General features: G+C 66.7%; 37 protein-coding genes and 1 pseudogene. 4 read left to right on the top strand and 34 right to left on the bottom strand.

What is annotated here, in order from left to right; translation table 11 throughout:
• Nucleotides 1-6: 6 nt before the first annotated feature.
• The gene (locus FL344_RS21790) at nt 7-918 is read right to left on the bottom strand and encodes a pseudouridine-5'-phosphate glycosidase (protein ID WP_141619876.1); all 912 of its coding nucleotides are present in this window, start codon (nt 916-918) and stop codon (nt 7-9) included.
• Nucleotides 919-993: 75 nt separating this feature from the next.
• Between FL344_RS21790 and FL344_RS21785 the strand changes: the two genes are divergently transcribed.
• Complete coding sequence (locus tag FL344_RS21785; protein WP_141592493.1) at nt 994-1,905, top strand: DMT family transporter; 912 nt, start codon at nt 994-996, stop codon at nt 1,903-1,905.
• Nucleotides 1,906-1,920: 15 nt separating this feature from the next.
• On the opposite strand, the gene FL344_RS21780 is transcribed toward FL344_RS21785, so the two are convergent.
• From FL344_RS21780 to FL344_RS21770, 3 genes are read right to left on the bottom strand one after another with little or no spacing between them, the layout of a single operon-like run.
• A complete protein-coding gene (locus FL344_RS21780) occupies nt 1,921-3,621 on the bottom strand; it encodes an FHA domain-containing protein (protein WP_141619875.1) in 1,701 nt (566 codons plus the stop codon).
• 55 nt (nt 3,622-3,676) lie between these two features.
• On the bottom strand, nt 3,677-4,852 hold the full coding sequence (locus FL344_RS21775) for a hypothetical protein (protein WP_186817663.1): 1,176 nt from the start codon (nt 4,850-4,852) through the stop codon (nt 3,677-3,679).
• Nucleotides 4,849-5,463 carry a deoxynucleoside kinase gene (locus tag FL344_RS21770; protein WP_011553366.1) on the bottom strand — a complete coding sequence of 205 codons (615 nt, stop codon included), beginning with the start codon at nt 5,461-5,463 and terminating at the stop codon, nt 4,849-4,851. Before FL344_RS21770 ends, FL344_RS21775 begins: the two co-directional genes overlap by 4 nt.
• A 235-nt stretch (nt 5,464-5,698) precedes the next feature.
• Here FL344_RS21770 and FL344_RS21765 point away from each other — a divergent pair, with 235 nt between their 5' ends.
• The 3 genes from FL344_RS21765 to FL344_RS21755 all read left to right on the top strand — a co-directional run bounded on the left by FL344_RS21765 (nt 5,699) and on the right by FL344_RS21755 (nt 8,604).
• Nucleotides 5,699-6,493, top strand: coding sequence for a 1-acyl-sn-glycerol-3-phosphate acyltransferase (locus FL344_RS21765; protein WP_141619874.1), 795 nt, complete (start codon nt 5,699-5,701; stop codon nt 6,491-6,493).
• A gap of 14 nt (nt 6,494-6,507) precedes the next feature.
• Nucleotides 6,508-7,887 carry a lipopolysaccharide assembly protein LapB gene (locus FL344_RS39945; RefSeq protein WP_141592473.1) on the top strand — a complete coding sequence of 460 codons (1,380 nt, stop codon included), beginning with the start codon at nt 6,508-6,510 and terminating at the stop codon, nt 7,885-7,887.
• 132 nt (nt 7,888-8,019) lie between these two features.
• Entirely contained in the window at nt 8,020-8,604 is a 585-nt protein-coding gene (locus FL344_RS21755; protein WP_228565254.1) for a hypothetical protein, read from the top strand.
• Nucleotides 8,605-8,707: 103 nt separating this feature from the next.
• On the opposite strand, the gene rplQ is transcribed toward FL344_RS21755, so the two are convergent.
• The 30 genes and pseudogenes from rplQ to tuf all read right to left on the bottom strand — a co-directional run.
• Entirely contained in the window at nt 8,708-9,127 is a 420-nt protein-coding gene (gene rplQ, locus FL344_RS21750; protein WP_011553362.1) for a 50S ribosomal protein L17, read from the bottom strand.
• 183 nt (nt 9,128-9,310) lie between these two features.
• The gene (locus FL344_RS21745; protein ID WP_011553361.1) at nt 9,311-10,333 is read right to left on the bottom strand and encodes a DNA-directed RNA polymerase subunit alpha; all 1,023 of its coding nucleotides are present in this window, start codon (nt 10,331-10,333) and stop codon (nt 9,311-9,313) included.
• 143 nt (nt 10,334-10,476) lie between these two features.
• A complete protein-coding gene (gene rpsD / locus FL344_RS21740) occupies nt 10,477-11,103 on the bottom strand; it encodes a 30S ribosomal protein S4 (RefSeq protein ID WP_141592471.1) in 627 nt (208 codons plus the stop codon).
• A 69-nt stretch (nt 11,104-11,172) separates the two neighbouring features.
• Entirely contained in the window at nt 11,173-11,613 is a 441-nt protein-coding gene (gene rpsK / locus FL344_RS21735; RefSeq protein WP_140862539.1) for a 30S ribosomal protein S11, read from the bottom strand.
• A gap of 61 nt (nt 11,614-11,674) precedes the next feature.
• Entirely contained in the window at nt 11,675-12,058 is a 384-nt protein-coding gene (gene rpsM / locus FL344_RS21730) for a 30S ribosomal protein S13 (protein ID WP_011553358.1), read from the bottom strand.
• A gap of 54 nt (nt 12,059-12,112) precedes the next feature.
• A complete protein-coding gene (rpmJ, locus tag FL344_RS21725) occupies nt 12,113-12,229 on the bottom strand; it encodes a 50S ribosomal protein L36 (protein WP_011553357.1) in 117 nt (38 codons plus the stop codon).
• Between the two features lie 73 nt (nt 12,230-12,302).
• Nucleotides 12,303-12,521 carry a translation initiation factor IF-1 gene (gene infA / locus FL344_RS21720; protein WP_002614803.1) on the bottom strand — a complete coding sequence of 73 codons (219 nt, stop codon included), beginning with the start codon at nt 12,519-12,521 and terminating at the stop codon, nt 12,303-12,305.
• A gap of 356 nt (nt 12,522-12,877) precedes the next feature.
• Complete coding sequence (locus FL344_RS21715; protein ID WP_141619872.1) at nt 12,878-13,525, bottom strand: adenylate kinase; 648 nt, start codon at nt 13,523-13,525, stop codon at nt 12,878-12,880.
• A 163-nt stretch (nt 13,526-13,688) separates the two neighbouring features.
• On the bottom strand, nt 13,689-15,035 hold the full coding sequence (secY, locus tag FL344_RS21710; RefSeq protein WP_090491527.1) for a preprotein translocase subunit SecY: 1,347 nt from the start codon (nt 15,033-15,035) through the stop codon (nt 13,689-13,691).
• A gap of 134 nt (nt 15,036-15,169) precedes the next feature.
• On the bottom strand, nt 15,170-15,697 hold the full coding sequence (rplO, locus tag FL344_RS21705) for a 50S ribosomal protein L15 (RefSeq protein ID WP_011553354.1): 528 nt from the start codon (nt 15,695-15,697) through the stop codon (nt 15,170-15,172).
• Nucleotides 15,698-15,717: 20 nt separating this feature from the next.
• A complete protein-coding gene (gene rpmD / locus FL344_RS21700; protein WP_011553353.1) occupies nt 15,718-15,987 on the bottom strand; it encodes a 50S ribosomal protein L30 in 270 nt (89 codons plus the stop codon).
• Nucleotides 15,988-15,990: 3 nt separating this feature from the next.
• On the bottom strand, nt 15,991-16,512 hold the full coding sequence (gene rpsE, locus FL344_RS21695; protein WP_011553352.1) for a 30S ribosomal protein S5: 522 nt from the start codon (nt 16,510-16,512) through the stop codon (nt 15,991-15,993).
• A 22-nt stretch (nt 16,513-16,534) separates the two neighbouring features.
• Nucleotides 16,535-16,891, bottom strand: a complete 357-nt coding sequence (gene rplR, locus FL344_RS21690; RefSeq protein ID WP_026114014.1) for a 50S ribosomal protein L18 — start codon at nt 16,889-16,891, stop codon at nt 16,535-16,537.
• Between the two features lie 108 nt (nt 16,892-16,999).
• Nucleotides 17,000-17,566 carry a 50S ribosomal protein L6 gene (gene rplF, locus FL344_RS21685; RefSeq protein WP_141592469.1) on the bottom strand — a complete coding sequence of 189 codons (567 nt, stop codon included), beginning with the start codon at nt 17,564-17,566 and terminating at the stop codon, nt 17,000-17,002.
• 64 nt (nt 17,567-17,630) lie between these two features.
• Nucleotides 17,631-18,047 carry a 30S ribosomal protein S8 gene (rpsH, locus tag FL344_RS21680; protein WP_011553349.1) on the bottom strand — a complete coding sequence of 139 codons (417 nt, stop codon included), beginning with the start codon at nt 18,045-18,047 and terminating at the stop codon, nt 17,631-17,633.
• 162 nt (nt 18,048-18,209) lie between these two features.
• Nucleotides 18,210-18,395 carry a type Z 30S ribosomal protein S14 gene (locus tag FL344_RS21675; protein WP_011553348.1) on the bottom strand — a complete coding sequence of 62 codons (186 nt, stop codon included), beginning with the start codon at nt 18,393-18,395 and terminating at the stop codon, nt 18,210-18,212.
• Between the two features lie 27 nt (nt 18,396-18,422).
• Nucleotides 18,423-19,076: a 50S ribosomal protein L5 gene (gene rplE, locus FL344_RS21670; protein WP_020478749.1), complete on the bottom strand. Its 654-nt coding sequence runs from the start codon at nt 19,074-19,076 to the stop codon at nt 18,423-18,425.
• Nucleotides 19,077-19,257: 181 nt separating this feature from the next.
• Complete coding sequence (gene rplX, locus FL344_RS21665) at nt 19,258-19,593, bottom strand: 50S ribosomal protein L24 (RefSeq protein ID WP_011553346.1); 336 nt, start codon at nt 19,591-19,593, stop codon at nt 19,258-19,260.
• Nucleotides 19,594-19,636: 43 nt separating this feature from the next.
• Nucleotides 19,637-20,005, bottom strand: coding sequence for a 50S ribosomal protein L14 (gene rplN / locus FL344_RS21660; RefSeq protein WP_002633598.1), 369 nt, complete (start codon nt 20,003-20,005; stop codon nt 19,637-19,639).
• A gap of 67 nt (nt 20,006-20,072) precedes the next feature.
• Nucleotides 20,073-20,399: a 30S ribosomal protein S17 gene (rpsQ, locus tag FL344_RS21655; RefSeq protein WP_194858534.1), complete on the bottom strand. Its 327-nt coding sequence runs from the start codon at nt 20,397-20,399 to the stop codon at nt 20,073-20,075.
• 90 nt (nt 20,400-20,489) lie between these two features.
• Nucleotides 20,490-20,696 carry a 50S ribosomal protein L29 gene (rpmC, locus tag FL344_RS21650; RefSeq protein ID WP_011553344.1) on the bottom strand — a complete coding sequence of 69 codons (207 nt, stop codon included), beginning with the start codon at nt 20,694-20,696 and terminating at the stop codon, nt 20,490-20,492.
• 45 nt (nt 20,697-20,741) lie between these two features.
• Nucleotides 20,742-21,161, bottom strand: a complete 420-nt coding sequence (rplP, locus tag FL344_RS21645; RefSeq protein ID WP_002633601.1) for a 50S ribosomal protein L16 — start codon at nt 21,159-21,161, stop codon at nt 20,742-20,744.
• Nucleotides 21,162-21,227: 66 nt separating this feature from the next.
• Complete coding sequence (gene rpsC, locus FL344_RS21640; protein ID WP_002633602.1) at nt 21,228-21,890, bottom strand: 30S ribosomal protein S3; 663 nt, start codon at nt 21,888-21,890, stop codon at nt 21,228-21,230.
• 41 nt (nt 21,891-21,931) lie between these two features.
• Complete coding sequence (gene rplV, locus FL344_RS21635; RefSeq protein WP_002633603.1) at nt 21,932-22,276, bottom strand: 50S ribosomal protein L22; 345 nt, start codon at nt 22,274-22,276, stop codon at nt 21,932-21,934.
• Between the two features lie 35 nt (nt 22,277-22,311).
• Nucleotides 22,312-22,599 (bottom strand): 30S ribosomal protein S19, encoded by a 288-nt coding sequence (gene rpsS / locus FL344_RS21630; RefSeq protein ID WP_002633604.1) that lies wholly within the window; start codon nt 22,597-22,599, stop codon nt 22,312-22,314.
• Nucleotides 22,600-22,608: 9 nt separating this feature from the next.
• Nucleotides 22,609-23,454, bottom strand: a complete 846-nt coding sequence (rplB, locus tag FL344_RS21625; RefSeq protein WP_141592467.1) for a 50S ribosomal protein L2 — start codon at nt 23,452-23,454, stop codon at nt 22,609-22,611.
• Between the two features lie 34 nt (nt 23,455-23,488).
• Nucleotides 23,489-23,782: a 50S ribosomal protein L23 gene (locus tag FL344_RS21620; RefSeq protein ID WP_002633606.1), complete on the bottom strand. Its 294-nt coding sequence runs from the start codon at nt 23,780-23,782 to the stop codon at nt 23,489-23,491.
• The gene (gene rplD, locus FL344_RS21615) at nt 23,779-24,402 is read right to left on the bottom strand and encodes a 50S ribosomal protein L4 (protein WP_002633607.1); all 624 of its coding nucleotides are present in this window, start codon (nt 24,400-24,402) and stop codon (nt 23,779-23,781) included. The genes FL344_RS21620 and rplD overlap by 4 nt, the downstream gene beginning before the upstream one ends.
• A 53-nt stretch (nt 24,403-24,455) precedes the next feature.
• Complete coding sequence (rpsJ, locus tag FL344_RS21610) at nt 24,456-24,764, bottom strand: 30S ribosomal protein S10 (RefSeq protein ID WP_002633608.1); 309 nt, start codon at nt 24,762-24,764, stop codon at nt 24,456-24,458.
• A gap of 201 nt (nt 24,765-24,965) precedes the next feature.
• Nucleotides 24,966-25,183, bottom strand: a pseudogene (tuf, locus tag FL344_RS21605) (elongation factor Tu); the annotation flags it as partial.

The following is a 25,183-nucleotide window of genomic DNA, read 5'->3' as shown; positions in this document are numbered from 1 at the left end:
GGGGACTCAGCTCGCGCGTGCGTACGCCACGGCGAGCTGACCGGCGAAGCGCGCGTTGTTGGTGAGCAGCGCCACGTTGGCCTTGAGCGTCTTGCCCCCGGTGCGCTTCGCCATTTCCGACAGGAGGAAGGGCGTCACGGCCTTGCCGCGGATGCCCTGCCGGTCCGCGTCGGCGAGCGTCGCGGCGATGTGCAACTCCACCTCGTTGCGAGGCAGGGACGTCTCCTCGGGCGGAGGCACGGTGTAGAGCACCCCACCCTGCTTCAGCGCCTCGAAGCGGGCGCGGGCGATGCGGGCAGCCGTGTCCACGTCATCCGCGCGATGCTCCAGGGGGATGCCAGAACCCCGGCTGTAGAACGACGGCAGCTCGTCCGTCCCCACGCCGATGACGGGCACGCCGGCCGTCTCGAGCAGCTCCATCGTCTTGGGCAGATCCAACACGGACTTGGCGCCCGCGCACACCACGGCGACGGGGAAGCGCGCCAGCGCGGCGATGTCCTGGGAGATGTCGAAGTGCTCCGACGCCCCGCGGTGCACACCCCCGATGCCACCGGTGGAGAAGACACGAATGCCCGCGGCGGCGGCCATCTCACACGTGGCGCTCACGGTGGTGCCTCCCGTGGCGCGCGTGGCCATGGCGACGGCCAGGTCCCGGGACGCCACCTTGAGCAGGCGCTCCTTGCCCTCCGCCAGCCGGCGCATCTCCGGCTCCTCCAGCCCGACGCACAGCTGCCCGTCGATGATGGCGGTGGCGGCGGGAACGGCGCCAGCGCGGCGGATGGCCTCCTCGCACGCTCGGGCCGCCGCCAGGTTGTCCGGATACGGAAGGCCCTGGGCCACGACGCTCGTCTCCAGGGCCACCAGCGGTTGGCCGGCCTTGAGCGCGCGACGCACCTCTTCCGAAAAGCGTAGGTCCATGCCCAGGCGTTTAGCATGCCCGGCTTCAAACGTCGGCTTGCGCGCGCGGCCCCTCGGGCCTATTCCCCTGCCGCCGTGTCCACGCCCACCACCGCCGTTGTGCCTGTCCCCTCACGCGGCATCTCCGCGTCCGACCTGGCCATCGTCGGCGTCGTGATTGCCTGGGGCACCAACTACACGGTGGTGAAGGAGGCGATGGAGACACTCCCTCCCCTGGCCTTCATGTCGCTGCGCTTCACGATCGCGGCGTTGGCCATGGGCGCGCTGCTCCTCGGCGTCGAAGGCTGGAAGCCGCTTCCGCGCCCGGTGTTCCTCAAGCTGCTGGGGCTCGGGCTGGTGGGCAACACCGTGTACCAGGTGTGCTTCATCGTCGGCCTGGCGAACACCTCGGTGGCGAACAGCGGGATGCTGACAGCGGTGACGCCCGTGCTGGTGGCCACGCTTGGCGCCCTGTTCGGCGTGGATCGGCTCACCCGCCCGCTCATCGCGGCACTGGCGCTGGGCGTGGTGGGGATGCTGCTGGTGCTGGGGGGACGCGGCGCTTCCGAACATGGCGCGTCCTTGCTCGGCGATGGGCTCATCGTCGGCGCGAGCCTCTGCTGGGCCATCTACACGGTGGGCATCCGCACCGTGGGCCCGGAGGTGTCCGCGCTGCGCATCACCGCCATCAGCATGCTCACGGGCGCACCGGGCGTGGTGCTCGTGGGCGTGCCCGAGTTGCTGCGACTGGAAACCGAGAACATCCGCGCCGGCGCCTGGGCGGGCGTCGTGTACTCGGCGCTGGTGCCGCTGGTGCTCGCGTACTTCATCTGGGGCCGCACCGTGCAGAAGGTGGGCAGCAGCCGCGCGGGGCTCTACAACACGGGCATCCCCGTGGTGGCCGCCCTCACGGCGTGGGCCGTGCGTGGAGAGCGGCCCACCTGGACGCAGGTGCTCGGCGCGGGGCTCGTCCTCTCCGGCGTGTTGCTCAGCCGGCGGAAGTCGTAGGCGCCAGGGCCTGACTCACTCCCGGCGCCCCCGCTCCACCGCGAGCCCGTACTCCTCAATCTTCTTGTCCAGCGTGGGCCGGCTGATGCCGAGCAGCGCCGCGGCGCGGACCTTCTTTCCCGACGCCTCGCGCAGGGCCTCGGCGATGGCATCCCGCTCCAGCCGGGCCACGCGTCCCTGCAACGTCTTCGCGCCCTCGTCGCCGCCCTCCTGGAACTCTGGGGGCAGTTGCAGCGCGCCCACTCGGCTCGCCGCGTACAGCAGGCCCAGGCGCTCCCCCACCAGCTCCAGCTCCCGCAGGTTCTGCGGCCACCCGTACTCCGTCAGCAGGCGCCGGGCCTCGGGACTGAGCGTCGGTGGCTCCTTGCGAATCCGGCGGGCCGCGCGCGCCGAGAACTGCTCCAGGAGCGGCAGCACGTCCGCGCGCCGCTCGCGGATGGGCGGGACATCCAGCTCGAAGCCCGACAGCGCCCGAGCCAACGAGGCCTCCACGTCGCCGCGCGCCGCCAGCAACGACACCGACGCGGGCGCGGTGGCCAGCACCCGCACGTCCACGGGCTCCTCGCCGCCTTGCCGCGCGGGCGCTGAACGGCGCGCCAGGGCCCTCGCCAACCGCTCCGAAGCAGGCCGCGCGAGCGACTCCACGTGGAGCAGCACCAGCGAGCCCCCATCCGCGCGCAGCAGCGCGGAGACGACAGGCGGCTGCCCGGGCCCGCTCGCCCTGCCGAACAGCGCCTCCTCCACGGCATCGGCCGGCTCCCGGCAGTCCACCACGATGAAAGGCCCCAGGGCCCGAGGCGACCGCGCATGGACGAAGCGCGCCAGCAGCGCCTTGCCCACGCCCGGCTCGCCATGAATCACCACCGGCGCGGCGCTGGCGGCCACCCGGCGCGCCAGCTCCAGCAAGGCCCGCAGCGGCCGGGACGTCCCGGAGAGCGCGGCCACGGGCGGCTCCGCGTCTACGCGGGAGCGCACGGTGGTGTAGGCCTCGCCACCCAACCGTCCCAGCGCGGCGAGCAACTGGCCCTCGCCCTCACTGAACTTCGGCTCCGCCCGCGTCACGTACAGCACGCCGAAGGGCATGCCGCCTGAGGCGACCAGCGGCGCGCAGAGGACGTCATCCGTCTGGACCAGCTCCTTGCGCTCCAGCGCGGCCTGCGCCAGCGCGCGCGGCATCGTCAGCGCCTCCGCGCCCGCCACCGCCGCGGTGAGCAAGCCATCACTGCTGCCCAGCAGCGCGGCCGCGCGGTCGGCATTGAGTGCATGCGCGACCTCATCCGCCAGGCGCCGCAGCACCAGGGCGCCACTCGTCGCGCCCAGCAGGGCAATGCCCGCCGAGTACATCGCCGCCGCCGCGCCCACGTGCGGCAGCACTTCCTCGATGGGCACCTGCCCCATCTTCTCCGGCCCGTCGGCCACCAGGGTCACCGGGGGCGGCTCGAAGAGGGCCGTCGTCACGCCCACTCGCACCTGGTCACCGGGCTTGAGCACCACCTCATCCACGAGGCGCTCGCCGTTGACGAACGTCCCGTTGCGCGAGCGCAAGTCGCGGATGCGCGCCAGCCCGTCCAGAACGGAAATCAGCGCGTGCTTGCGGGAGACCTGATGGTCATCCAGCGGGATTTCACACGATGGACTGCGGCCAATCGTCGCCTCCGCGAGCACGTCGTGACGACGCCCCGCGGAAGGACCGGTGAGCAGCAGGAGGGCGGGCATGGGGCGCGGAGCCTAGCGCCCCGCGATGGCTGGGCAAGGCCCCCGGCGCCGCTTGCTACATCGGCCGTTCGGCGTTCAGGAGTTCACGGAGTTCCCGCTCGTCCAGCGCCCGGCCTTCCCGGCTGATGGCCAGCGCGTTGACCTGGGTCTCCGCGACCTCCACGTGGGCACCCTTGCGCCACTCGGTTGTATGCACCGCGCCATCAACGAGCTTGCCCACCACGGAGCCCTCGTCCCGCCCCATGACCTCCAGCCACAGGTTCTCCGTGACGGTGTTCCCTTCGGGGTGGGTGTCGAAAGGAGCACGCACCAGGAAGGTGAGCGGCTCCATCAGGCCCTTGCGCTGGAAGCGCGCCAGGAAGGACGGGAGCACCAGTTGGGCCTCCCGCCGCATGGCCTGGGTCTGCTCCTCCGGCTCCTTCTCGAAGCGCTCGCGGTAGGGCGCCAGGAGCTGGGACGTGTTGTGCCGGCCCAGCGGGGACACCACGGTGAGGAAGAGCCCCTCATGGCCCTCGAAGGTGTCCAGGGGGACGCCCAGCAGGTTGGCGCGGGCCTCTTCCGAGGGCACGAGCGTGAAGACCTGCCCCTCGCTGGTGCCCACCTGGGTGCGCAGAGCCGGCCCCTGTCCAAAGGCCAGGTCGGTGCACAGCTCGTGAAGGAAGCTCTCCGCGGCCAGCAGGTCCTTCTCGGCCAGGTGGAAGATTTCCAGGTCCCGGGCCCCGAACTTCTCCATCCCGTGCGAGTGCACCCACAGGGGCGTGTCCCCCTCCGTCGCCTCCACGGCATGGAGGTGGACGTGGTCGCGGATGTCGAAGTCCAGCTCCGTGATTTCCGCCACGTCGTCGGGCTCGTGGAGCTTGAAGGCGGTGAGGTCCACCAGCACGCCCTGCACGTGCTCCAGCAGCGTGCGCACGGCCCACAGGGCCTCGAAGACAGGCAGCGTGGGCTGCGCCCCGCCCGGCTCCACGGACAGATGGTAGTAGGCCTTGGCGCGCCCCAGCCGCTCGAAGGCCTCCGGGCTGCCGCTGAACACCTCCTTGCGGAAGCGCGGCAGTCCCTCGGAGCCCCGCGTCAGGCGCACCAGCACCTCGGAGCCGTCCGCCCTCAGCGTGAAACCCTCGCCGTCCGCGTCCGGGGTGAACTCCACCTCATCGTTCGCGAAGGACGCGCGCAGTGCATCGAGGGGAGCCGGGCCCTCCTGCTCCGTCGCCAGCAGGTAGACCTCCATCACAGGTGCTTCTCGATCTGTCGGAAGAGGTCCACGCGGTCCACCAGGTTGGTCAAATAGTCGAGCTTGTCCGTGGGAAGCACGAGCACCGGTGACAGGCGGTAGCCCTCGAACCACTCCTCATAGAGGGCATTGAGGCGCTGCAGGTAGCGGGTGGGGATGTCCCGCTCCATGGCCCGGCCACGGATGCGGATGCGTTCACGAATCGTCTGCACAGGGCAGCGGAGGTAGATCATCAGGTCGGGGGGCCGCAACGACTCCGAAATCGTCTCGTACAGCTCGCAGTACGTCTTCCAGTCCCGCTTGTCGATGAGCCGCTGCCGGTGGAGGTTCTTGGCGAAAATCTCCGCGTCCTCATAGAGGGTGCGGTCCTGAAGCACTGTCCCGGAGGTGCGCTCCAGCTCCCGGTGCAGGCGGAACTTGTGCGTCAAGAAGAAGAGCTGTGAGCGGAACGCCCACGTCTTCATGTCCTTGTAGAAGTCCGCCAGATAAGGGTTCTGGTCGTTGGGTTCGAAAGAGGGCGTCAACCCGTACTTCCGGCAGAGGAAGGACGTCAGCTCCGTCTTTCCGGCGCCGATGTTGCCCGCGATGGCGATGAACTTTTTCCTGGCCACACCACCCCTGCTTGTAACCCCGCCGAGCGACGCGCACCAGAAACAACGTGTAGGTAGGACGTGGTAGAAGAAGTGCATGCCCCCCCGTCGTCCCGTTCAACGCGTGACAGGTGCCGCCGTCCTCCCTCGTGGGAGTCGCCGCCTGACCGCCTGGCCAGGGAGCTTCGGCGGGCAAGCCCGCGGGCCCGGGCACCTTCCGGCTCTGAACATCGGCCCCCAGGAGGCGGGCTGAGGGATGCGCAAGCTCTTTTGCATTTTCGTGGCGGGCGTCTGGACGCTCTTCTGTTTCCCCATTGCCATCTTGGCGATGCTGCTCACGCTCAACCCATCGCGCTCCATCTGGGTGGCGCGCGAGCTCTGGTCGCCCGTGCTGCTGTGGGCAGGGGGCGCGAAGCTGGAAGTCATCGGCCGGGAGAACGTGGACCCGAATCGGCCCACCATATACGTGGCCAACCACCAGTCCACCATCGACATCCCGGCGCACTTCCTGGCCGTCCCCATCCCTTTCCGCTACGTCGCCAAGACGCAGCTCAAGTGGGTGCCCCTCATCGGCTGGTACCTGGCGCTCGCGGGCCACGTCTTCATCAACCGGTCCAACCGCTCCAAGGCCATCGCCTCGCTCAACGCGGCAGCGGCCAAGATTCGCGGCGGCACCAGCATCTTCCTGTATCCGGAAGGCACCCGCTCGACGGACGGCCGCGTCCTGCCCTTCAAGAAGGGCCCCTTCGCCCTGGCGCTGAAGGCCCGCGTCCCCGTCTGCCCCGTCACCATCGAGGGCTCCGGCGACCTGATGCCCAAGTCCACCTGGAACATCACCCCCGGTCCCATCCGCGTGAAGATTGGCAAGCCCATCGACACGACCACGTTCGCCGAGAACGACCGCGAAGGGCTGGCCCGAGCCGTCCGCGCCGTCATCATCGCGGACAGCCTGTCCCTCGGGGGCAAGGGCGGCGACGTGGATGACGCCGTGGCCGCCGCGGGCGCCGAGGGCGTCAGCGACGCGAGCGCCCGAGCCCTCTCCTCCACCTGAGACGCCTCTCCGAGATGACCATTCGCCACCTCCGTTCCCGTCCCTGGATTCGCGCCGCGGTACTCGGCGTGGGCCTCCTGACTGGTTGCAGCACCACCTCCTCCAACTCCGCCAAGGCGCGCCCCACCGATCCGCTCTCCCAGGCGCGGGCCTACCTGGACGAGCATCAGCCCACGAAGGCCCTGGGGCTGCTGACGGACCTGCACCGGCAGACGCCGGACGACCTGGACGTGGCGCGCTCGCTCACCGAGGCCTACGTGAAGGCGGGGCAGACGGACGCGTGGATCGCGGAGCTCCAGAAGCGAATCGCGGCGGGTGAGCGCGCGGTTGACCAGTACATGCTGGGCCTCGCCCTCTTCTCACGCGCTCGCGACGCGGGGGCGCCCAGCGTCGCTGCCTTCGAGCGCGCCGCGACCCTGGCACCGGACACCGCGGAGTTCCACTACCGGCTGGGGCTCGCGCAGCTGGAGTCAGAACAGTACACGGAGGCGCTCGGGCCCCTGCGGCGCGCCACGGCGTTGGAGCCAGCCCGCACCGCCTGGCGCCTGCCGTTGGCCAAGGCGCTGCACCGCACGGGAGACGCGCCCGGGGCCGTGGAAGCCCTGGGCACGGTGGTGCGGGGCCAGCCCACGCCGGCCGAGGTCACCACCGCGCGGGCATTGATGGAGCAGATCGCGGATCCGTTCTCCGGCTTCCCCAAGGCCGCCGAGGCCAAGCTGGAAGAAGGCATGCGCTACCTGAAGGACCTGGATGCGCCCCAGCACGCCATCCTCGCCTTCGAGGAGATCCTGCTCGACTACCCGGACGTCGCGGTGGTGCACGCCCTGCTGGGCCTGGCCTACCAACGCCTGGATGACGCGGGTCGCGCGGTGGATGAATTCAAGCAGGCCATCGAACGCGCCCCCCGCGACGGCAAGAACCACTTCTATCTGGGCGAGCTCTACCTGGCGCGCCAGCGCCCCGACGCGGCCCGCCTCTCCTTCGAGAAGGCCGTGGCGCTCCATCCGCTGCTGGAGACCGCGTGGTTCCACCTGGGTGACATCCACCTGGAGCGCAGGGACCTCACGGCCGCCCGCGAGTCCTTCACCGTGGCCACCGCCCTGGCACCGGAAGCCGTGGCGATGCGAGGCAAGCTGGCGCTCGTGTACCAACTGGAGGGTGACTTCGCCGCCGCCGAGCGCGAGCTGCGCCGCGTGGTCGAAAAGGACCCGGAGAACATGGAGTTCAGCCTGCGGCTGGGGTTGCTCTACACGGAGCAGGCGATGAAGGCTTCGCGCCCCGAGGCGCGGAAGACAGCGGCCAGCGAGGCCGAGCGTTGGCTGATGAAGGTGCTGGAGACCCAGCCGGAAAACGCGGTGGCATCACGCGCGCTTCAGCAACTCAAGGCACAGTAGCCATCCACGGGCCCAGCCCTCTACACTCGTTGTCCGATGAGCGACGGTCGCAAGCCCCCCCAGCCTGGAACGCAGCCTCCTCGGGCGGCGTCTCCGTCTGGCTCTCAGCCGCGCACGCCGACGAACCCCGGCATGCCGCGCGCACCCAGCCAGTCCAACCTGCGGGTGATGTCCGCCGCGCGCGCCGAGCCGCTCCTGAAGGAGAAGCCAGACGGACCGCTGGGGAAGCGCCTGGCGGGAGATGCGTCGAACCACCTCCTCAATGGCCTCTCCATCCTCAAGGAGCTGGTCTCGGATTTCCGACGGAGCGACCGCTTCTTCAAATACAAGGCGTCCATCATCGCCGGCTGGCTGGTGATGACGGTGACGAGCTTGGCCATTGCGTGCCCCGGCAGCACGGTGCGCAAGGGGGACATGGACGCGCGCCTGGTGCTCAGTGACAGGTTGGACCGGCCCTCGGTCACCATCTGGAACGAGAGCAAGGAGCCCTGGTACGACGTCACCCTCACCGTCAACGGGCAGTACCAGGCGGCGGTGCTAACGGTGGCCCCCGGTGAGTTCATCACCATCACTCCCAAGCAGCTGATGGGCTCCAGCGGCGCCGCGCCCGCGGACCTCCGCTTCCAGTCCATCCAGATGCGCAGCCGGGATGACAGCGCGGACCTCACAGAGGACCTCAACGCCGCCTGGGAGCGCATTCACAAGCCGCAGCGGTAGTCCGCCGTGGAAACACGAAGGGCGCCCTTCCTCTCGGAAGTGCGCCCTCGCGTTGCTCCCAGCCCCTTCTCACGAAGGAGCCAGGTATGCAGTCCGTGCTGGACTACTCCGCCTTCGTCTCTTCCGCAGGCGCAGCCGCCTCGGTGTCGACGGGAGCGGCCTTCTCCGGCCGGTCCACGAGCTCCAGGAGGGCCATCTCCGCGGCGTCGCCCCGGCGGAAGCCGAGCCGAACGATGCGGGTGTAGCCACCGGGACGGCTGGCGTACCGGTCCTTGTACTCGCCGAACACCTTCTGCAGCACGTCGCGGTCCTTGACCGTACGGGCCGCCAGGCGAACGTTGGCGAGGCCGCCACGCTTGCCCAGGGTGATGATCCGCTCCGCGATCTTCCGGGCCTCCTTGGCCTTGGGAAGCGTGGTGCGGATGGCCTGGTGCTCCAGCAGCGAGGTCACCATGTTGTTGAGCATCGCGAGCCGGTGGCTCGTGCTGCGGTGAAGCTTCCTCTGTCCGACCTTATGGCGCATCGTCGTGCTCCGGAGTCCTGGTAAGGACTCCACCACTCCGGCCGTATCAGGTACCGGGTGGGATGGGCGGACCCGGCACGAGGTCCGCCGCTGTCATTTGGACCGGAAGACGTCCCAGCCCCCTCCCCTCGCGCCGCTGACTGCCGTACCGCGGCCGCGTGGGGGGGCCCTGCGTGAACCCTACTACGCCTTCGGCTGCGCGGGAGCCGGCGCCTGCTTCGGCGGCCAGTTCTCCAGCTTCATGCCCAGCGACAGACCCATCTCCGCGAGGATCTCCTTGATCTCCTTCAGAGACTTGCGGCCGAAGTTCTTCGTCTTGAGCATCTCGGCCTCGGTGCGCTGCACGAGGTCGCCAATGGACTTGATGTTCGCCTGCTGCAGGCAGTTCGCCGAGCGGACCGACAGCTCGAGCTCATCCACCGAGCGGAACAGGTTCTCGTTCAGCTTCGCCTCTTCCTTCGGCGCCTCGGCGACGACGGGCTCCTCCGTCTCGTCGAAGTTCACGAAGACGGTGAGCTGCTCCTTGATGATCTTCGCCGCGTACGCCACCGCGTCCTGCGGGGACACGGAGCCGTCCGTCCAGACCTCGAGCGACAGCTTGTCGAAGTCCGTGACCTGACCGACGCGCGCGTTGGTGACCTGGTAGTTCACCTTGCGGATGGGCGAGAACAGCGAGTCGATGGGGATGGTGCCGATGGGCGAACCGGCGACCTTGTTCACGTTGGCCGGCGTGTAACCGCGGCCGCGGCGGCAGGTCAGCTCCATGCGGAGCTTGCCACCCTCGGAGATGGTGCAGATGTGGTGGCCCGGGTTGAGGATCTCGGTGTCCGGGTCGGTGATGATGTCACCGGCCTTGACCTCCTTGGGGCCCTCCGCCTCGATGCGGAGCGTCTTCGTCTCGTTCGTGTGCATCCGAAGGAGGACTTCCTTCAGGTTCAGCACGACGTCCGTGACGTCCTCGGACACCTCGGGGATGGTCGTGAACTCGTGGTCCACGCCTTCAATCTTGACGGTGGTGATGGCGGCGCCCTGCAGCGACGACAGCAGCACCCGGCGGAGCGAGTTGCCCAGCGTAGTACCGAAACCGCGCTCGAGCGGCTCCGCGACGAACTTGCCGTAGGTGGGGGTCGCGCTGTCCTGATCCACCTCCATGCGACGGGGCTTGATCAGGTCACGCCAGTTCTTCGCAACGAACGTATCAGCCATGGTGTACCGCTCCTCGGTTCGTGCCGCACCACCGACTTACCCACCGGCCTGGCGGGAGGATGCGCACGCGGGGACTGCGACTGCTTGAAAGCAAGACGCCCCGGCCTCGTCGGCCAGGGCGTCCACTGCGACATCCAGCGTGCTTACTTCGAGTAGAGCTCGACGATGAGCTGCTCGGAGATGGGCATCGTCAGGTCCTCACGGTTCGGAACCGTGGTGACCGTGCCCTTGAACGCCTTCTTGTCCAGGGAGATCCACTGCGGAACGCCACGGCGGTCCACCGTCTCCAGCGCCTCGGAGATGCGGAGCACCTTGCGGCTCTTCTCCACCACCTCCACCGCGGTGCCCGGCTTCACGGCGAACGAGGGGATGTTCACCTTGCGGCCGTTCACCTGGAAGTGACCGTGACGCACCAGCTGGCGCGCCTCGTTGCGCGTGTCCGCGAAGCCCATGCGGAACACCACGTTGTCCAGACGGAGCTCCAGCTGCTGCAGGAGGTTGTCACCCGTCTTGCCCTTGGCGGCGGACGCGCGGTGGTAGTAGCCGCGGAACTGGTTCTCCAGCAGGCCGTACATGCGCTTGACCTTCTGCTTCTCGCGCAGCTGCACGCCGTAGCCGGAGAACTTCACGCGGCCCTGGCCGTGCTGACCCGGGGGATAGGGGCGGCGCTCAATGGCGCACTTGTCCGTGTAGCAACGGTCGCCCTTGAGGTACATCTTCAGGTTTTCGCGCCGGCAGATGCGGCAGGCGCTGGCAGTGTAACGAGCCATTGAGAGGTCCTTAGAGGTGATCTGGAGCCGCCCCCACACCAAGGTGCAAGGGCAGCCCTGACGAAGGGGTTAGACGCGGCGACGCTTGGGCTGACGGCATCCGTTGTGCGGGATGGGCGTCACGTCGCGGATGAGGTTGATCTTCAGACCGGCGGCCGCCAGCGCGCGCAGCGCCGACTCGCGGCCCGCGCCCGGGCCCTTCACGAACACGGACACGTTCTTCAGGCCGTGCTCCATCGCCTTCGCCGCGGCGTCGCCAGCCGCCACCTGCGCCGCGAACGGGGTGGACTTGCGGCTTCCCTTGAAGCCACGCGCCCCGGCGGACGACCAGGAGATCACGTTCCCGGACACGTCCGTGATCGTGATGATGGTGTTGTTGAACGTGGACTGGATGTGGACCACGCCGTTGAGGATGCTCTTCTTGCCCTTGCGCTTCGACTTCTTCGCGGCAGGGGCCTCGCCCTCGGCGCCCGTGGACGCCGCAGCCGAAGTATTGATCTCGTCAGCCATGTGAATTGCTGCTCCTGGGAGGAGGTGATCGACGCCGGCACCTTACGGGCCAGCGCTGCGTTTACCGGGCCGGAGCTGCCGGCTTCGCCCGGACGATGCCCCGCTTCGGACCCTTGCGGGTACGCGCGTTGGTGTGGGTCCGCTGGCCACGAACCGGCAGGCCCTTGCGGTGACGAAGGCCCCGGTAGCAACCCAGGTCCATCAGCCGCTTGATGTTCATGGTGACTTCGCGCCGGAGGTCGCCCTCCACCTTGTAGCTGGCCTCGATGATCTCGCGGATCTTGCGGGCCTGCTCCTCGGTGAGGTCCTTGGTCCGGGTCGTGGGATCGATGCCCGCCGCAGCAATGATGTCTTGCGCGGACTTGTTGCCGATCCCGTAGATGTACTGGAGCGAGATCACCGCGCGCTTGTTGGGCGGCAGATCGATGCCGGCGATACGAGCCATCTTCGGTCTTCCTTCTTAAGTGGAGTTGGTCTGAAGCCAACGGCCGCTTGGCCGTTAGCCCTGGCGCTGCTTGTGCCGGGGGTTGGAGGCGCAAATGATGCGCACGATTCCCTTACGGCGAACAATCTTGCACTTGTCGCAGATCTTCTTGACGGACGCCCGTACCTTCATTGGAGCGAACTTCCTTCCTCAGCTAAAGAAAAGCCCAACGGGCGGCCCGCCATTCCCAGGCGGGTGCACCCTACTACTTCGCCCGGTACGTGATCCGCCCGCGCGTCAGGTCGTACGGAGACAGTTCGACCTTCACCTTGTCACCCGGGAGGATGCGGATGAAGTGCATCCTCATCTTGCCCGAGATGTGCGCGAGCACCTTGTGGCCGTTGTCCAGCACCACGCGGAACATCGCGTTCGGGAGGGGCTCCATCACGGTCCCCTCGACTTCGATGGAATCATCCTTCGGCAAGCGTCAGACTCTCTTCCCCGGACCACGAACCTCTTGGAAGCGCGGCGGGATAGCACTTTGGTCCGCAAGTGGCAAGCGTCGCGCGACTGCAAAACTTGGTTTCCTACTAACCCCTCATAACAGCGGGCTACTTCACCCGCAGTCATGGGAAAATCAACTCAATCTGTGAGACCCACGTCAAGGCCCACACCTGGAGCGGGTGCTCTCCCGGCGGGGTGAAAATGCGCCCATCCCTGACGGGAGTCCAGACCCCCCAGGCCGGAGCTCCCCATGTCCAGCGAAAGCAAGCTCCGTCGCTGAAGCGACGAACCGGCGAGGAGGTACCAGCCAGGCCGGTACCCCACCCGCCAGATGGATCAGGCCTTGCCCGCAGCGGCCTTGATCTCCTCGTAGATGCCCTCGGGCGCACCCACGCCGTCCACGCTCTTGAGCAGGCCCTTCTTCTCATAGAAGGCCTTCAGTGGCGCCGTCTCCGAGTCGTACTTCTGAAGGCGCTTCTCGATGACCTCGGGCATGTCATCCGGGCGCTGGACAAGCCCGGTATTGCACTTGTCACAGTACCCCGCCCGCTTCGGCGGGCTCTGGTAGACGTGGTAGACGCTGCCGTCCACCGGGCAGACCCGGCGGCCGGAGCCGCGCTCCACCAGCTTCGCGTGCGGCACCTCGAGCGAGATGACGGCGCTCAGCTGCTTGCCCAGGCGACCCAGCATCTTGTCCAGCGCGTCCGCCTGGCCCGGCGTTCGCGGAAAGCCGTCCAGGACGAAGCCCTTGGCCACGTCCGCCTCCTTGAGGCGCTCCTCGACGATGCCAATCACGACGTCGTCCGGGACGTACTGCCCGGCGGCCATCAGCGGGCCAGCCACCCGGCCCAGCTCCGTGCCCTCCGCGACTGCTTTGCGGAGGATGTCCCCGGTGGAGATCTGGGGGATCTGGAAGTCGGCGAACAGTCGCCTCGCCTGCGTACCCTTCCCCGCGTTCGGCGGCCCCAACAGGATCAGGTTCATGTGTCCTCTCAGCTCCGAAGGAAGGCACGGAAGTCGTAGGACTCAAACCCCCGAGCGCGCTCCGTGTGCACCAGCGAATATCCTTGAACAACACCTAGCCTGGGAACGACGAGGCGCCCCTCCCCGCGACGGGGAGAGGCGCCCGGAACGCCCGCGCGGAGGCTCAGGCCGCCACGCGCACCCGGCCCCGGATGCGCGGACCGCGAGGGCCGGCGAAGCCCTCGTAGTTACGACTGATGAGGTGGCCCTCGATCTGCTGCACCGTATCGAGCGCCACGCCCACGACGATCAGCAGCGCCGTGCCGCCGAAGGTGAACCGCACCCCCAGCAAGCCGCTGATGACCGACGGAATCACGCAGACGACCGACAGGTAGATGGCGCCACCGAACGTGAGCCGGTTGAGCACGCGCTCGATGAACTCCGCCGTCTGACGGCCCGGACGGATGCCCGGGATGTAGCCACCCTGCTTCTTGATGTTGTCCGCCACGTCGTCCGGCCGGAACGTCAGCGCCGTATAGAAGTAGGCGAAGAAGATGACCATCACGACGAACAGCCCGTTGTAGATCCACAGGTTGCCTTCGATGGCACGCTGGAATCCCTGCAGGAACGGGAACCAGGTTCCCAGCGTGGCCGGGAAGGACAACACCGCGCCCGCGAAGATGGGAGGAATCACGCCCGAGGTGTTCACCTTCATCGGGAAGTACGTCGCCTGGCCGGCGAACATCCGCCGTCCCGCCATCCGCTTGGCGTACTGGATGGGGATGCGCCGCATGCCGCGCTCCACGTAGACGACCGCGGCGATGATGATGAGCATGAAGACGACCAGCGCCAGCACCTCGGCCATCGAGATGACGTCCTGACGGGTCAGGTCCAGCAGCTGCTTCGCGCCCGGGAGCAGGCCCGCCACGATACCGGCGAAGATGATGAGCGAGATGCCGTTGCCGATGCCGCGCTCGGTGATGCGCTCACCCAGCCACATGATGAAGGCCGTGCCGGCCGTGAGGCTGACCACCGTCATGAAGGTGAACCAGGCGCTGTCGTCGGGGACGACCACCTGGTTGAAACCGCTCTGGCCACCGTCGGAGCGGCCCAGCGACGCCAGCCACCGCGAGATGCCGATGCCCTGCACGACGGAGAGCGCGATCGTGCCGTAGCGGGTGTACTGGTTGATCTTCTGCCGACCGCCGGCGCCTTCCTTCTGCAGCCGCTCCAGGCTGGGTACCACCACGGCGAGCAGCTGCATGATGATGGAGGCGCTGACGTACGGCATGATGCCCAATCCGAAGATGGACATCTGCTCCAGCGCGCCGCCGGAGAAGAGGTTGAACAGCGAGACGAGGCCGCCCGACTGCTTCTGGGCGTCCATGAACGCGTTCATCGCCGAACGGTCCACGCCTGGCGTGTTGATGAAGATGCCGATGCGATAGACGGCGAGCAGCGCGAGCGTATACGCGAGCCGACTGCGCAGCTCAGCGATACGGAAGACGTTGGCGAAGGCGTTCAGAGCCACGGGGTAGCCATCCTCTTCGAGAGGGTTCTGCCAGGACGACAAAACGCCCCTGTTCCACGAGTGGGAAAGGGGCGCAGAAGCCTACACAAGCGAAACTGCGCGCACCACCAGCAAGTGATGCGCGCCAGGCACGCTCAGGCCTTGGGCTGCCGAGGAGCCTTGACGCCCTTGCCAGCGTGCGCCTTGGCCGCGGACTCCGGCTTGTGGGCCACCAGCGGAATCTCTTCCACCGCGCCGCCCGCCTTCTGGATGGCCGCCTTCGCCGCCTCAGACGCCTTGTGCACGACCACGGTGACCTTCTTGGTCAGCTCGCCGCGGGCCAGCAGCTTCACGCCATGGTAGCGGCCCTTGACCAGGCCGACCTTGCGCAACGTCTCCACGTCCGCCGTGGCGCCGGCATCGAAGTGCTGCTCGAGGTCCGACAGGTTGACGACCGCGTAGACCGTCCGGTTCGGCGGCGTGAAGCCAAACTTCGGCAGGCGCCGCTGCAGGGGGCTCTGGCCGCCCTCGAAGCCTTCGAACCGCATGTTGCCGGTGCGGGCCTTCTGGCCCTTGCCACCACGGCCGGCCGTCTTGCCAAGACCACTACCCTGGCCGCGGCCTACGCGCTTCTTGCGGTGCCACGAGCGCGCCGGACGCTGCAGTTTGTTCAGAGTGCTCATCGTCTCGATCCTCTCGTGACTCAGGCCTTGTTCTGCTTGGCCTGATACGCGATCGCCCGCTCCCGCAGGGCAATCTTGGCGGGCTTGCGGCGCTTGGGCGCCGGCGCGTCGCCGGAAACGGTTTCCAGGGTGACCAGGTGCTTCACCTTGAACGCCATCCCGCGAACCGCAGGCGTGTCCTTGAGGAGCCGCTCGTCACCGAACTTCTTCAGGCCCAGCCCACGGATGGTGTCCAGCATGTCGCTGGACGCACCCGCAAAGCTCTTCACCAGCTTCACCTTGAGCGCCATGGGCTAGCCCCTCTGCTCCCCGGCGAGCTTCGCCGGCTCGACGTCCTTGCCACGGAGACGCGAAACCTGCTCCGCGCTGCGCAGCAGCTTCAGACCAGCGACAGTGGCCTTCAGCACGTTGTGCGGATTCCGCGACCCCTGGCTCTTGGTCAGGATGTTCCGGATGCCCGCCGCCTCCAGCACCGCGCGAACCGCGCCGCCGGCGATGACGCCCGTACCCTGGGTGGCCGGCTTCAGCAGCACCCAGCCAGCGCCGAAGTGCCCGAGCACCTCGTGCGGAATGGTGTGACCCACGAGCGGGACGCGGAACAGGTTCTTCTTCGCGTTCTCACCACCCTTGCGGATGGCCTCGGGGACTTCGTTGGCCTTACCCAGGCCGACGCCCACGTGTCCGGCGCCGTCCCCCACCACCACCAGGGCGGCGAACGAGAAACGGCGGCCGCCCTTCACGACCTTGGCCACGCGGTTGATATTCACCACGCGGTCGGTGAGGTCCAGATCGTTCGGATTGATCGGAGTTGCCACTTGGGGGATTCCTTTCGAATTCTTAGAACTTCAGCCCGGCCTCGCGCGCGGCGTCGGCCACGGCGGCGATGCGCCCGTGATAAGGGAAGCCGTTGCGGTCGAACACCACCGCTTCGACGTTGGCGGCCTTGCACTTCTGCGCAATCAGAGCACCAACCCGCTTCGCATCCGCCTTCTTGTCGCCCTCGTCCTGACCCTTCAGGTCCTTGGACAGCGACGAGGCAAACGCGAGCGTCTTGCCCGTGGTGTCATCCACCACCTGCGCGTAGATGTGCTTGAGGCTCTTGTACACGGTGAGCCGTGGCCGCTCTGTCGTACCCGACAGCTTCTTGCGGATGCGGTTCTTCCTCTTGAGACGGGCTTCAATCTTCGTAGGCATGGCTGCTTCCTTTTCCGTCCGGAGGCGATGCGGCCTTCCGCCTCCGGATGATGCCACCAGGTCCCGAGGACCCGGTGGAGTTTGGAACACTTAGGAAAGACAGGACGACTAGGTCGTACCGGTCTTGCCCTCCTTGCGGCGGATGCGCTCCTCGGCGTACTTGATGCCCTTGCCCTTGTAGGGCTCGGGAGGACGCAGCGAGCGGATGTTCACCGCCGTCGCGCCCAGCGCTTCCTTGTCCGAAGAACGGAGCGTCAGGCCCACGGTGGGCAAGCTGTCCTCGTTGCGCGGCGCCTTGTCGACTTCGGCGGTCACGCCCTCGGGCAGGTTGAACACCACCGGGTGCGAGAACCCCAACGCGAAGTGAATGGCCTTGCCCTTCACCTCGGCGCGGAAACCAACGCCGCGAATGTCCAGCTTCTTCTCGAAGCCCGTGCTCACACCCTTCGCAGCGTTCGCGAGGATGGTCCGGGTCAGGCCGTGCAGGCTGCGCGCCTCGCGCGAGTCATCCTCGCGCTGCACGGTCATCTCGCCGTCCTTGATCTCGACCTTGACCTTGCCAGGCAGCTTCACCGACAGCTTGCCCTTGGGGCCCTCGAAGTTCACCTGCTCGCCGGCGATGACGGCCTTCGTCTTGTCGCCGAGCTTGATCGCCAGTTTTCCAATCCGACTCATGGTTGCCTCGGTCCTGTGTGCCTGGGGCGCGCTCCCTCACGGGGCGCCGCACCCTGGCGGCTGGCTAGTAGACGGTGCAGAGCAGCTCGCCGCCGACCTTCTGCTTGCGGGCCTCGGAATCCACCATGATGCCGCGGGAGGTGGACAGGATGGAGATACCCAGGCCACCCAGCACCTGCGGAATCTCACGCGCGGCGGCATAGCGACGCAGGCCCGGCTTCGACACGCGACGGATACCGGTGATGGCAGGCGCACGGTCCGGACCGTACTTCAGCTGCACGGAGATCTCAGGGAACACCGTGCGCTTGTTCTGCACGGTCTGCTCGTGCACCACGAACTCGCCGATGTAGCCCTCGTCCTTGAGGACCTTGATGATCTCGAGCTTGAGCTTCGAGTGGGGGATGACGACCTTGTCGTGACGCGCGCGCGAAGCGTTGCGCAGGCGGGTCAGCATGTCGCCGACGGGATCATTGACCGGCATGGAGTACCTTCCCAAACGAGGCCCCGTACCGGGCGCCCCGTGTTCGCGGCCATCGCGCCTGCCGGGCCCATCCCGGGGGTTCGCGCTGACCGCCACTACGAACTTCCTACTTCAATGTGCCTGGCCGGCCGATGAGGCCCGCCAGGCACCCTGCCCTTCCGGCTACCAGGACGACTTGGTAACGCCGGTGACCTCGCCGCGGAGAGCGCGGTTGCGGAGGCAGATACGGCACATCTTGAACTTGCGCAGGAACGCGCGCGGCCGGCCACACAGCGGGCAGCGGTTGTACTGGCGCACCGAGAACTTCGGCTTGCGCTTTGCCTGGGCGATCTTGGAGAGCTTGGCCATGTTTCGTCGGGTCCTTGACTCGAGGGCTTACTGACGGAACGGCATGCCGAAGTGACGCATCAGCGCCAGCCCCTGCTCGTCGTTGGCAGCAGTGGTGACGAAGCTGATGTTGAGCCCCTTCACCTTCTCGATCTGGTCGTAGTTGATCTCAGGGAAGATGATCTGCTCGCGCACGCCGAGCGTGTAGTTGCCCTTCCCGTCGAACGCCTTGGGGGACACGCCCTTGAAGTCACGCACGCGCGGCAGCGCCACGGTGATGAGGCGGTCCATGAACTCGTACATACGGTCGCCGCGCAGCGTGACGGCGGCACCGATGGCCTGCCCCTGGCGCAGCTTGAAGTTCGCGATGGACTTGCGGGCGCGCGTGACGATCGGCTTCTGGCCGGTGATCGCCGCGAGCTGCTCCACCGCCGACTCCAGGATCTTGTTGTTGGCGAGCGCCTCGCCCAGACCCATGTTGACGACGATCTTCTCCAGCCGGGGAACCTGCATCGGGTTCTTCAGGCTCAGCTCCTTCAGGAGGGACGGAACACCTTCCTTGAAGAAACGCACCTTCAGTCGGGCCGGCTTGGACTCCAGGCCCTCCTCGATATTAGCGGCGAAGCCAACCTTCTTGGCCTCTTCCTTCTTGCCCCGCTTCGCCTTCTTTTCCTTCTGCTCGGCCTTCTTCTCGTCAGCCATCGTCCTGTCCTCTGCTTCGGGGCGCCGTCGTGGACCCAGCACGCCCGATCAGTCCTTCGTATGGAACCTGGAAACACCGCGAGGGCCCCTGTTGCTCCACGGGCCCTCCATGCCTGCACGCCCGCCCTTCGCCACCACCAGGGTGGGCAAAGGGCGCGCATACATGCACCAACGCGGACACCTAGTCAATCAGGGCGTCGCAGTTCTTGCAGAACCGCTTCTTCTTGCCCTCTTCACCTTCAGTACGGATGCCCACTCGGGTCGGCTTGTCGCACTTGGCGCAAACCACCTGCACGTTCGCCAGCGCGATCGTGCCCGGCTTCTCGACGATGCCGCCTTCCGGGCTCTGGGGCGTCTTCTTCATGTGACGCTTGACCAGGCGCAGGCCCTCGACCGTCACGCGCTCAGCCTCGCGATCGATCTTCAGTACCTTGCCGCGCTTGGTCGCCGGGTTCTTCTCGGAGGCTTCGGCCCCGGCCATGACCTGGATCGTGTCTCCAACCTTCAGCTTCTGCATGGCTTCCTCTCTCTGGCTGCTCGCCGTCCGGCCTGCCGTCCTCTCAGAGGACTTCGGGCGCCAGCGAGATGATCTTCATGAACTTGCGGGCGCGGAGCTCACGGGCCACCGGCCCGAAGATACGCGTACCAATGGGCTCCATGTCCTTGTTGATGAGGACCGCGGAGTTGCCGTCGAACTTGATGTAGCTGCCGTCCGGACGACCCACCTCGCGCTTGGTGCGAACGATGACGGCCTTGGCCACGTCACCCTTCTTCACCTTCGAGTTGGGAAGCGCCTCGCGCACCGAGACGACAATCACGTCGCCGATGGACGCATACTTGCGCTTCGAACCACCGAGCACCTTGATGCAGAACACCTTCTTCGCGCCCGAGTTGTCCGCCACGTCGAGCACGCTCGTCATCTGAATCATCTGGGAATCTCCTGTCGCCGGTGACCATCCCGCGCCGCCTCACGGCCGCGCGGAAGGGACATGCGTGCTAGACGTTCTTGCTCTTCTCCAGCACCTCGACCACGCGCCAACGCTTGTCCTTCGAAGCGGGCTTGGTCTCGGCGATCCGGACCCGATCACCCTCGTTGATGGTGACCTTCTTGGGGTAGTCGTGATCCTCCACGTGCGCCTTGTACTTCTCGCGCAGGCTCATGATCTTCCCGTACTTCGGGTGCGGAGCCCGGCGCTGGACGGTGACGACCACCGTCTTCTGCATCTTGTTGGAGGTGACAATCCCCACGCGCGTCTTGGGACGGCCACGGGTGGAAGTCTCGGAAGCCTGCGTCTCGGTCGCTTCAGCCATCTTCTCTCTCACTGTCTCTCATGCACCCGGGCATTGGCGCCCGGATGGCCGCACGCGCTCCTCTATCAGCTGAGCGCGCTTGGAGTCGTGGGTGTTCAGCCCTTAAGCCTTCGTCTTCTGGGTCAGCACGGTCAGAACCCGCGCCAGGTCCCGTCGGTGCTGGGTGCGCTCGGCCGGGTTGTCCAGCGAACCGGTCCGCCGCTTCAGCTGGTCCTGGAACAGCGTCTCGCGCAGCTCGGCCGCGCGCTGCTTCAGGTCGTCCGCCGACAGTTCCTTCAATTCCTTCGCAGTCGCCATTTCACTCTCCATGCGAGCGGAAGCTGTCCAGGGGACCAGCTCCCGCCGCTCGGTGCCTTAGAGGCTCAGGTCCGCCCGCTTCACGATCTTCGTGAGCACCGGCAGCTTCGCCTGCGCCAGCTTCAGCGCCCCGGTGGCCACTTCCGGCGTCATACCCTCCATCTCGTAGAGGATGCGGCCGGGCTTCACCACCGCGACGTAGTACTCCACGCCACCCTTACCGGTACCCATACGGGTCTCAGCGGGCTTCTTGGTGATGGGCTTGTCCGGGAAGATACGGATCCAGATCTTGCCGCCACGCTTCACGTGACGCGTCATCGCGATACGAGCCGCCTCGATCTGCCGGGAGGTGATCCACCCCGGCTGGAGGCTCATCAGGCCGTACTCACCGTAGGTCATGTCGCTACCCCGGTGGGCACTGCCAGGCATGCGGCCCTTGTGCATCTTGCGGTACTTCGTACGAGCAGGCTGAAGCATCGTCGCTGTCCTTCGCCGCCCTGCCCCGGGCGCCCCTTTTGGGAGCGCCCGGCGCGGGTGGGCTGATTACCGGTTGGAGGGCATGGGGGCCTGGCCACCCTTGCCCGGGAGGACCTCGCCCTTGCAGACCCAGACCTTGCAGCCGATCTTGCCGTAGGTCGTCTTCGCCTCGGCGAAACCGTAGTCAATGTCCGCGCGCAGGGTGTGCAGGGGCACGCGACCCTCGCGGTACCACTCGTAGCGCGCCATCTCCGCGCCACCGAGGCGGCCCGAGCAGGCCACGCGGATGCCCTTGGCACCGAACTTCATCGCCGTCTGCAGGGCCTTCTTCATGGCCCGGCGGAACGCGATGCGGCGCTCGAGCTGCGTGGCGATGTTCTCCGCCACCAACTGCGCGTCGGTCTCAGCCTTGCGGACCTCGACGATGTTGAGGAAGACCTCGTTCTTCGTGAACTGCTGGAGGTCCTTCTTCACCGTCTCAATGCCCGCGCCGCGCTTGCCGATGACGATGCCCGGCCGCGCAGTGTGGACGTTGACCTTGACCTTGTTGGCCGCGCGCTCGATCTCCACCTTCGACACGCCCGCGTGGTTCAGCGACTTCTTCACGAACTCGCGGATGCGGATGTCCTCGTGGAGCCACTGCGCGTAGTTCTTGTGCTCGAACCACTTGGAGTCCCAGGTCTTGATGACACCAAGCCGGAACCCGATCGGATGAACTTTCTGTCCCAACGTGATTCTCCTTGAAGCGTCCGGGCAGGGCCCGACGGGTCCTACTTCTTCGCCTCGGCGAGCACCACGTGGACGTGGGCCGTCTTCTTCTTGATGGGGGTGGCCCGGCCCATGGCGCGCGGCATGAACCGGCGCTGGGTGGGACCCTGGTCCACGGAGATGGTCTTCACGTAGAGCGTGTCCACGTCGACCTGGCCCTTGGACTTGTCAGTCGCGTTGGCCACGGCGCTCTTGATGAGCTTCTCCACCGGCTTGGCCGCGGCGCGCTTGGTGAACTTCAGGATGTTGAGGGCCGCCTCAACAGGCTTGCCCCGGATGAGCTCCGCAACGGTGGAAATCTTGCGGGGGCTCATGCGCAGGAAACGCAGATGTGCAGTCGACTCCATGGTCTTCTCCTCAGGCTCTCAGGCAATGCGCCAGGCTACTTGCCCGGGGCCTTGGCGACCTTCTTCTCCGCCGAGTGACCGCCGAACGTACGCGTCGGGGCGAACTCGCCGAGCTTGTGGCCAACCATGTTCTCCGTGACGAACACCGGGATGAACTTCTTCCCGTTGTGCACCGCGAAGGTGTGACCCACGAACTCCGGAAGAATCGTGGAGCGACGGGACCACGTCTTTACGACGGCCTTCTTGTTCGTCTTGATCATGTCCTCGATCTTCTTCACGAGGAAGTCGTCGACGAACGGACCCTTCTTGATCGAACGAGCCATGGAATCCTCTTACTGGCTGCGCGCGCCCTGGCGGCGGCCGGACACGATGAACTTGTCAGTGCGCTTGTTGGTGCGCGTGGTGAGCCCCTTGGTCTTCTTGCCCCAGGGCGACACAGGGTGCGGGTTACCCTGACCGGACTTGCCTTCACCACCGCCGTGCGGGTGGTCGACCGGGTTCATCGCCAGACCGCGGACGGTGGGACGAATGCCCAGCCAGCGGCTCTTACCCGCCTTGCCGATACGGATGATTTCGTGCTCGATGTTGCCGACCTGGCCCACGGTGGCGCGGCACTCGATGAGGACCTTGCGGACGGTGCCGGAGGGCATACGCACCTGCGCGTAACGGTCCTCCTTCGCCATCAGCTGTCCGGACGTGCCGGCGGAGCGGATGACCTGGGCGCCACGGCCCGGCTTCAGCTCCACGTTGTGGATGACCGTACCCACCGGGATGTTCTGCAGCGGCAGGCTGTTGCCAGGCCGGATGTCCGCGCCTTCGCCGGCGAACACCGTGTCACCCACGCTCAGACCCACCGGAGCGAGGATGTAACGCTTCTCGCCGTCCGCGTAGTGCAGCAGAGCGATGTTGGCGGTGCGGTTGGGGTCGTACTCGACGGCCACGACCTTCGCGGGGACGCCATCCTTGTCCCGGCGCTTGAAGTCGATGACGCGGAAGCGGCGCTTGTGGCCGCCGCCCTGATGCCGGCGGGTGATGTGCCCGTGGACGTTGCGACCACCGGAGCGCTTGAGCGGCTCGGTGAGGCTCTTCTCGGGCGAGTCCTTGGTGATGTCCGCGAAGTCGGACACCGTCATCAGACGGCGGGCGGCGCTAGTCGGCTTGTACTTCTTGATGCCCATGGTGTGTTCCTCAGGCTGGCTCGACGCCGTGGCGTCAGGCCGCCCCTCCCTCGAAGAGTTCGATCGAGTCGCCCTGCTTCAGCGTCACAACCGCCTTCTTGAAGTTGGGCCGCTTGCCGATGCTACGACCCACCCGCTTGATCTTGCCGCGGACGATGTTGGTGTTCACGCCCTCGACGGTGACCTTGAAGAGCGTCTCCACCGCGCGGGCGACGTCGTGCTTCGTCGCCTTGCGGTCGACGATGAACGAGTACTGGCGGAACTTCTCGCGGGCCTTGTCCAGCTTCTCGGTGATGAGCGGGCCCTTGATGACGTCGTTCAGATTCATGACAGCGCCCCCTCGAGGGTCTTCGCGGCCGCGGACGTGAGGACGAGGTGCGAGTGCCGGAGAACGGCCTCGAGGTTCAGGCCCTCGGGCGGCAGCACGTCGAACTTCGCCAGGTTGCGCACGCTGCGGTGCAGGTTGGTGTTGCCCTTGTCGTCAATCACCAGGGCGTTCTGGAGCTTCAGACGCTTGGTGAGGACCTCGAAGGCCTGCTTGCTCTTCGGAGCATCCAGGGAGAATCCGTCCAGGATGATGAGCGTCTTCTCCTGGGCCCGCAGGGACAGCGCGGACTTCAGGGCGCCGCGGCGCACCTTGCGGGGCGGGCGGTAGAAGTAGTCGCGCGCCTTGGGAGCCATCGCCTTACCGCCGCCCACCCAATGGGAAGCGCGGATGGAGCCCTGACGAGCGCGGCCGGTGCCCTTCTGCTTCCAGGGCTTCTTGCCGCCGCCGCTGACCAGCGAGGTGTTCTTCACCCCGACCGTGCCGCGGCGCCGGTTGATCTGCTGCATCTTCGCCACCTCGTAAAACAGGTGGGCGTTCGGCTCGGTGCCGAAGACATCGTCGGAGAGCTCAATCTCCGACACCTTCTTCAAATCCAGGTCGACAACGTCAAACTTCGCCATGGCACTTTCCTCGCGGGGGTCGGAGTGAAACCACTCGAACGCCCACCCGCTTCCTAGGACTTGATCTCGACGTCAACGCCAGCCGACAGATCCAGCTTCATCAGCGCATCCAGCGTCTGCTGCGTGGGCTCGAGGATATCGAGCAGGCGCTTGTGCGTGCGGATCTCGAACTGCTCACGGCTCTTCTTGTCCACGTGCGGAGACCGCAGCACCGTGAACTTGTTGATGCGCGTGGGAAGGGGGATCGGACCGGCCACCTTCGCGCCTGTGCGCTTGGCCGTCTCGACGATCTCACCCGCGCTCTGGTCCAGGAGCTTCGAGTCGTACGCCTTCAGCCGGATGCGGATCTTCTGTGTCGCCATTCGCAAGAACCTCTTTGAACGGACTCTGCCTCTGCCGCGGGAGGGCGTTACGACCGACGTCCCCTGGATTTCACAGAGCCGTTTCTTCAGAACGAAGGGGCGCGGTGTGTACCATCCCGCCCCAGGGTGTGCAACATGATTCCCAACGGCTCCCTGAAATTTCCCGGAATTGGGAACGCAGGGAGCCACTGGGGGTTTGCGCTACTCGATGATTTCCGCCACGACGCCGGCGCCCACCGTGCGGCCACCCTCGCGAACAGCGAAGCGCAGCTCCTTCTCCATGGCCACGGGGGTGATGAGCTCCACCTCGATGGCGATGTTGTCGCCCGGCATCACCATTTCGACGTTCTCCGGCAGCTTCACCGAGCCCGTCACGTCCGTGGTGCGGAAGTAGAACTGCGGGCGGTAGCCCTTGAAGA

Origin of the sequence: Myxococcus sp. AB036A, from assembly GCF_006547355.1 — a bacterium.
Taxonomy (GTDB): Bacteria; Myxococcota; Myxococcia; order Myxococcales; family Myxococcaceae; genus Myxococcus; species Myxococcus virescens.
Note: the sequence above shows the minus strand (reverse complement) of the source record. Positions and strands in the feature narration are given on the sequence as shown.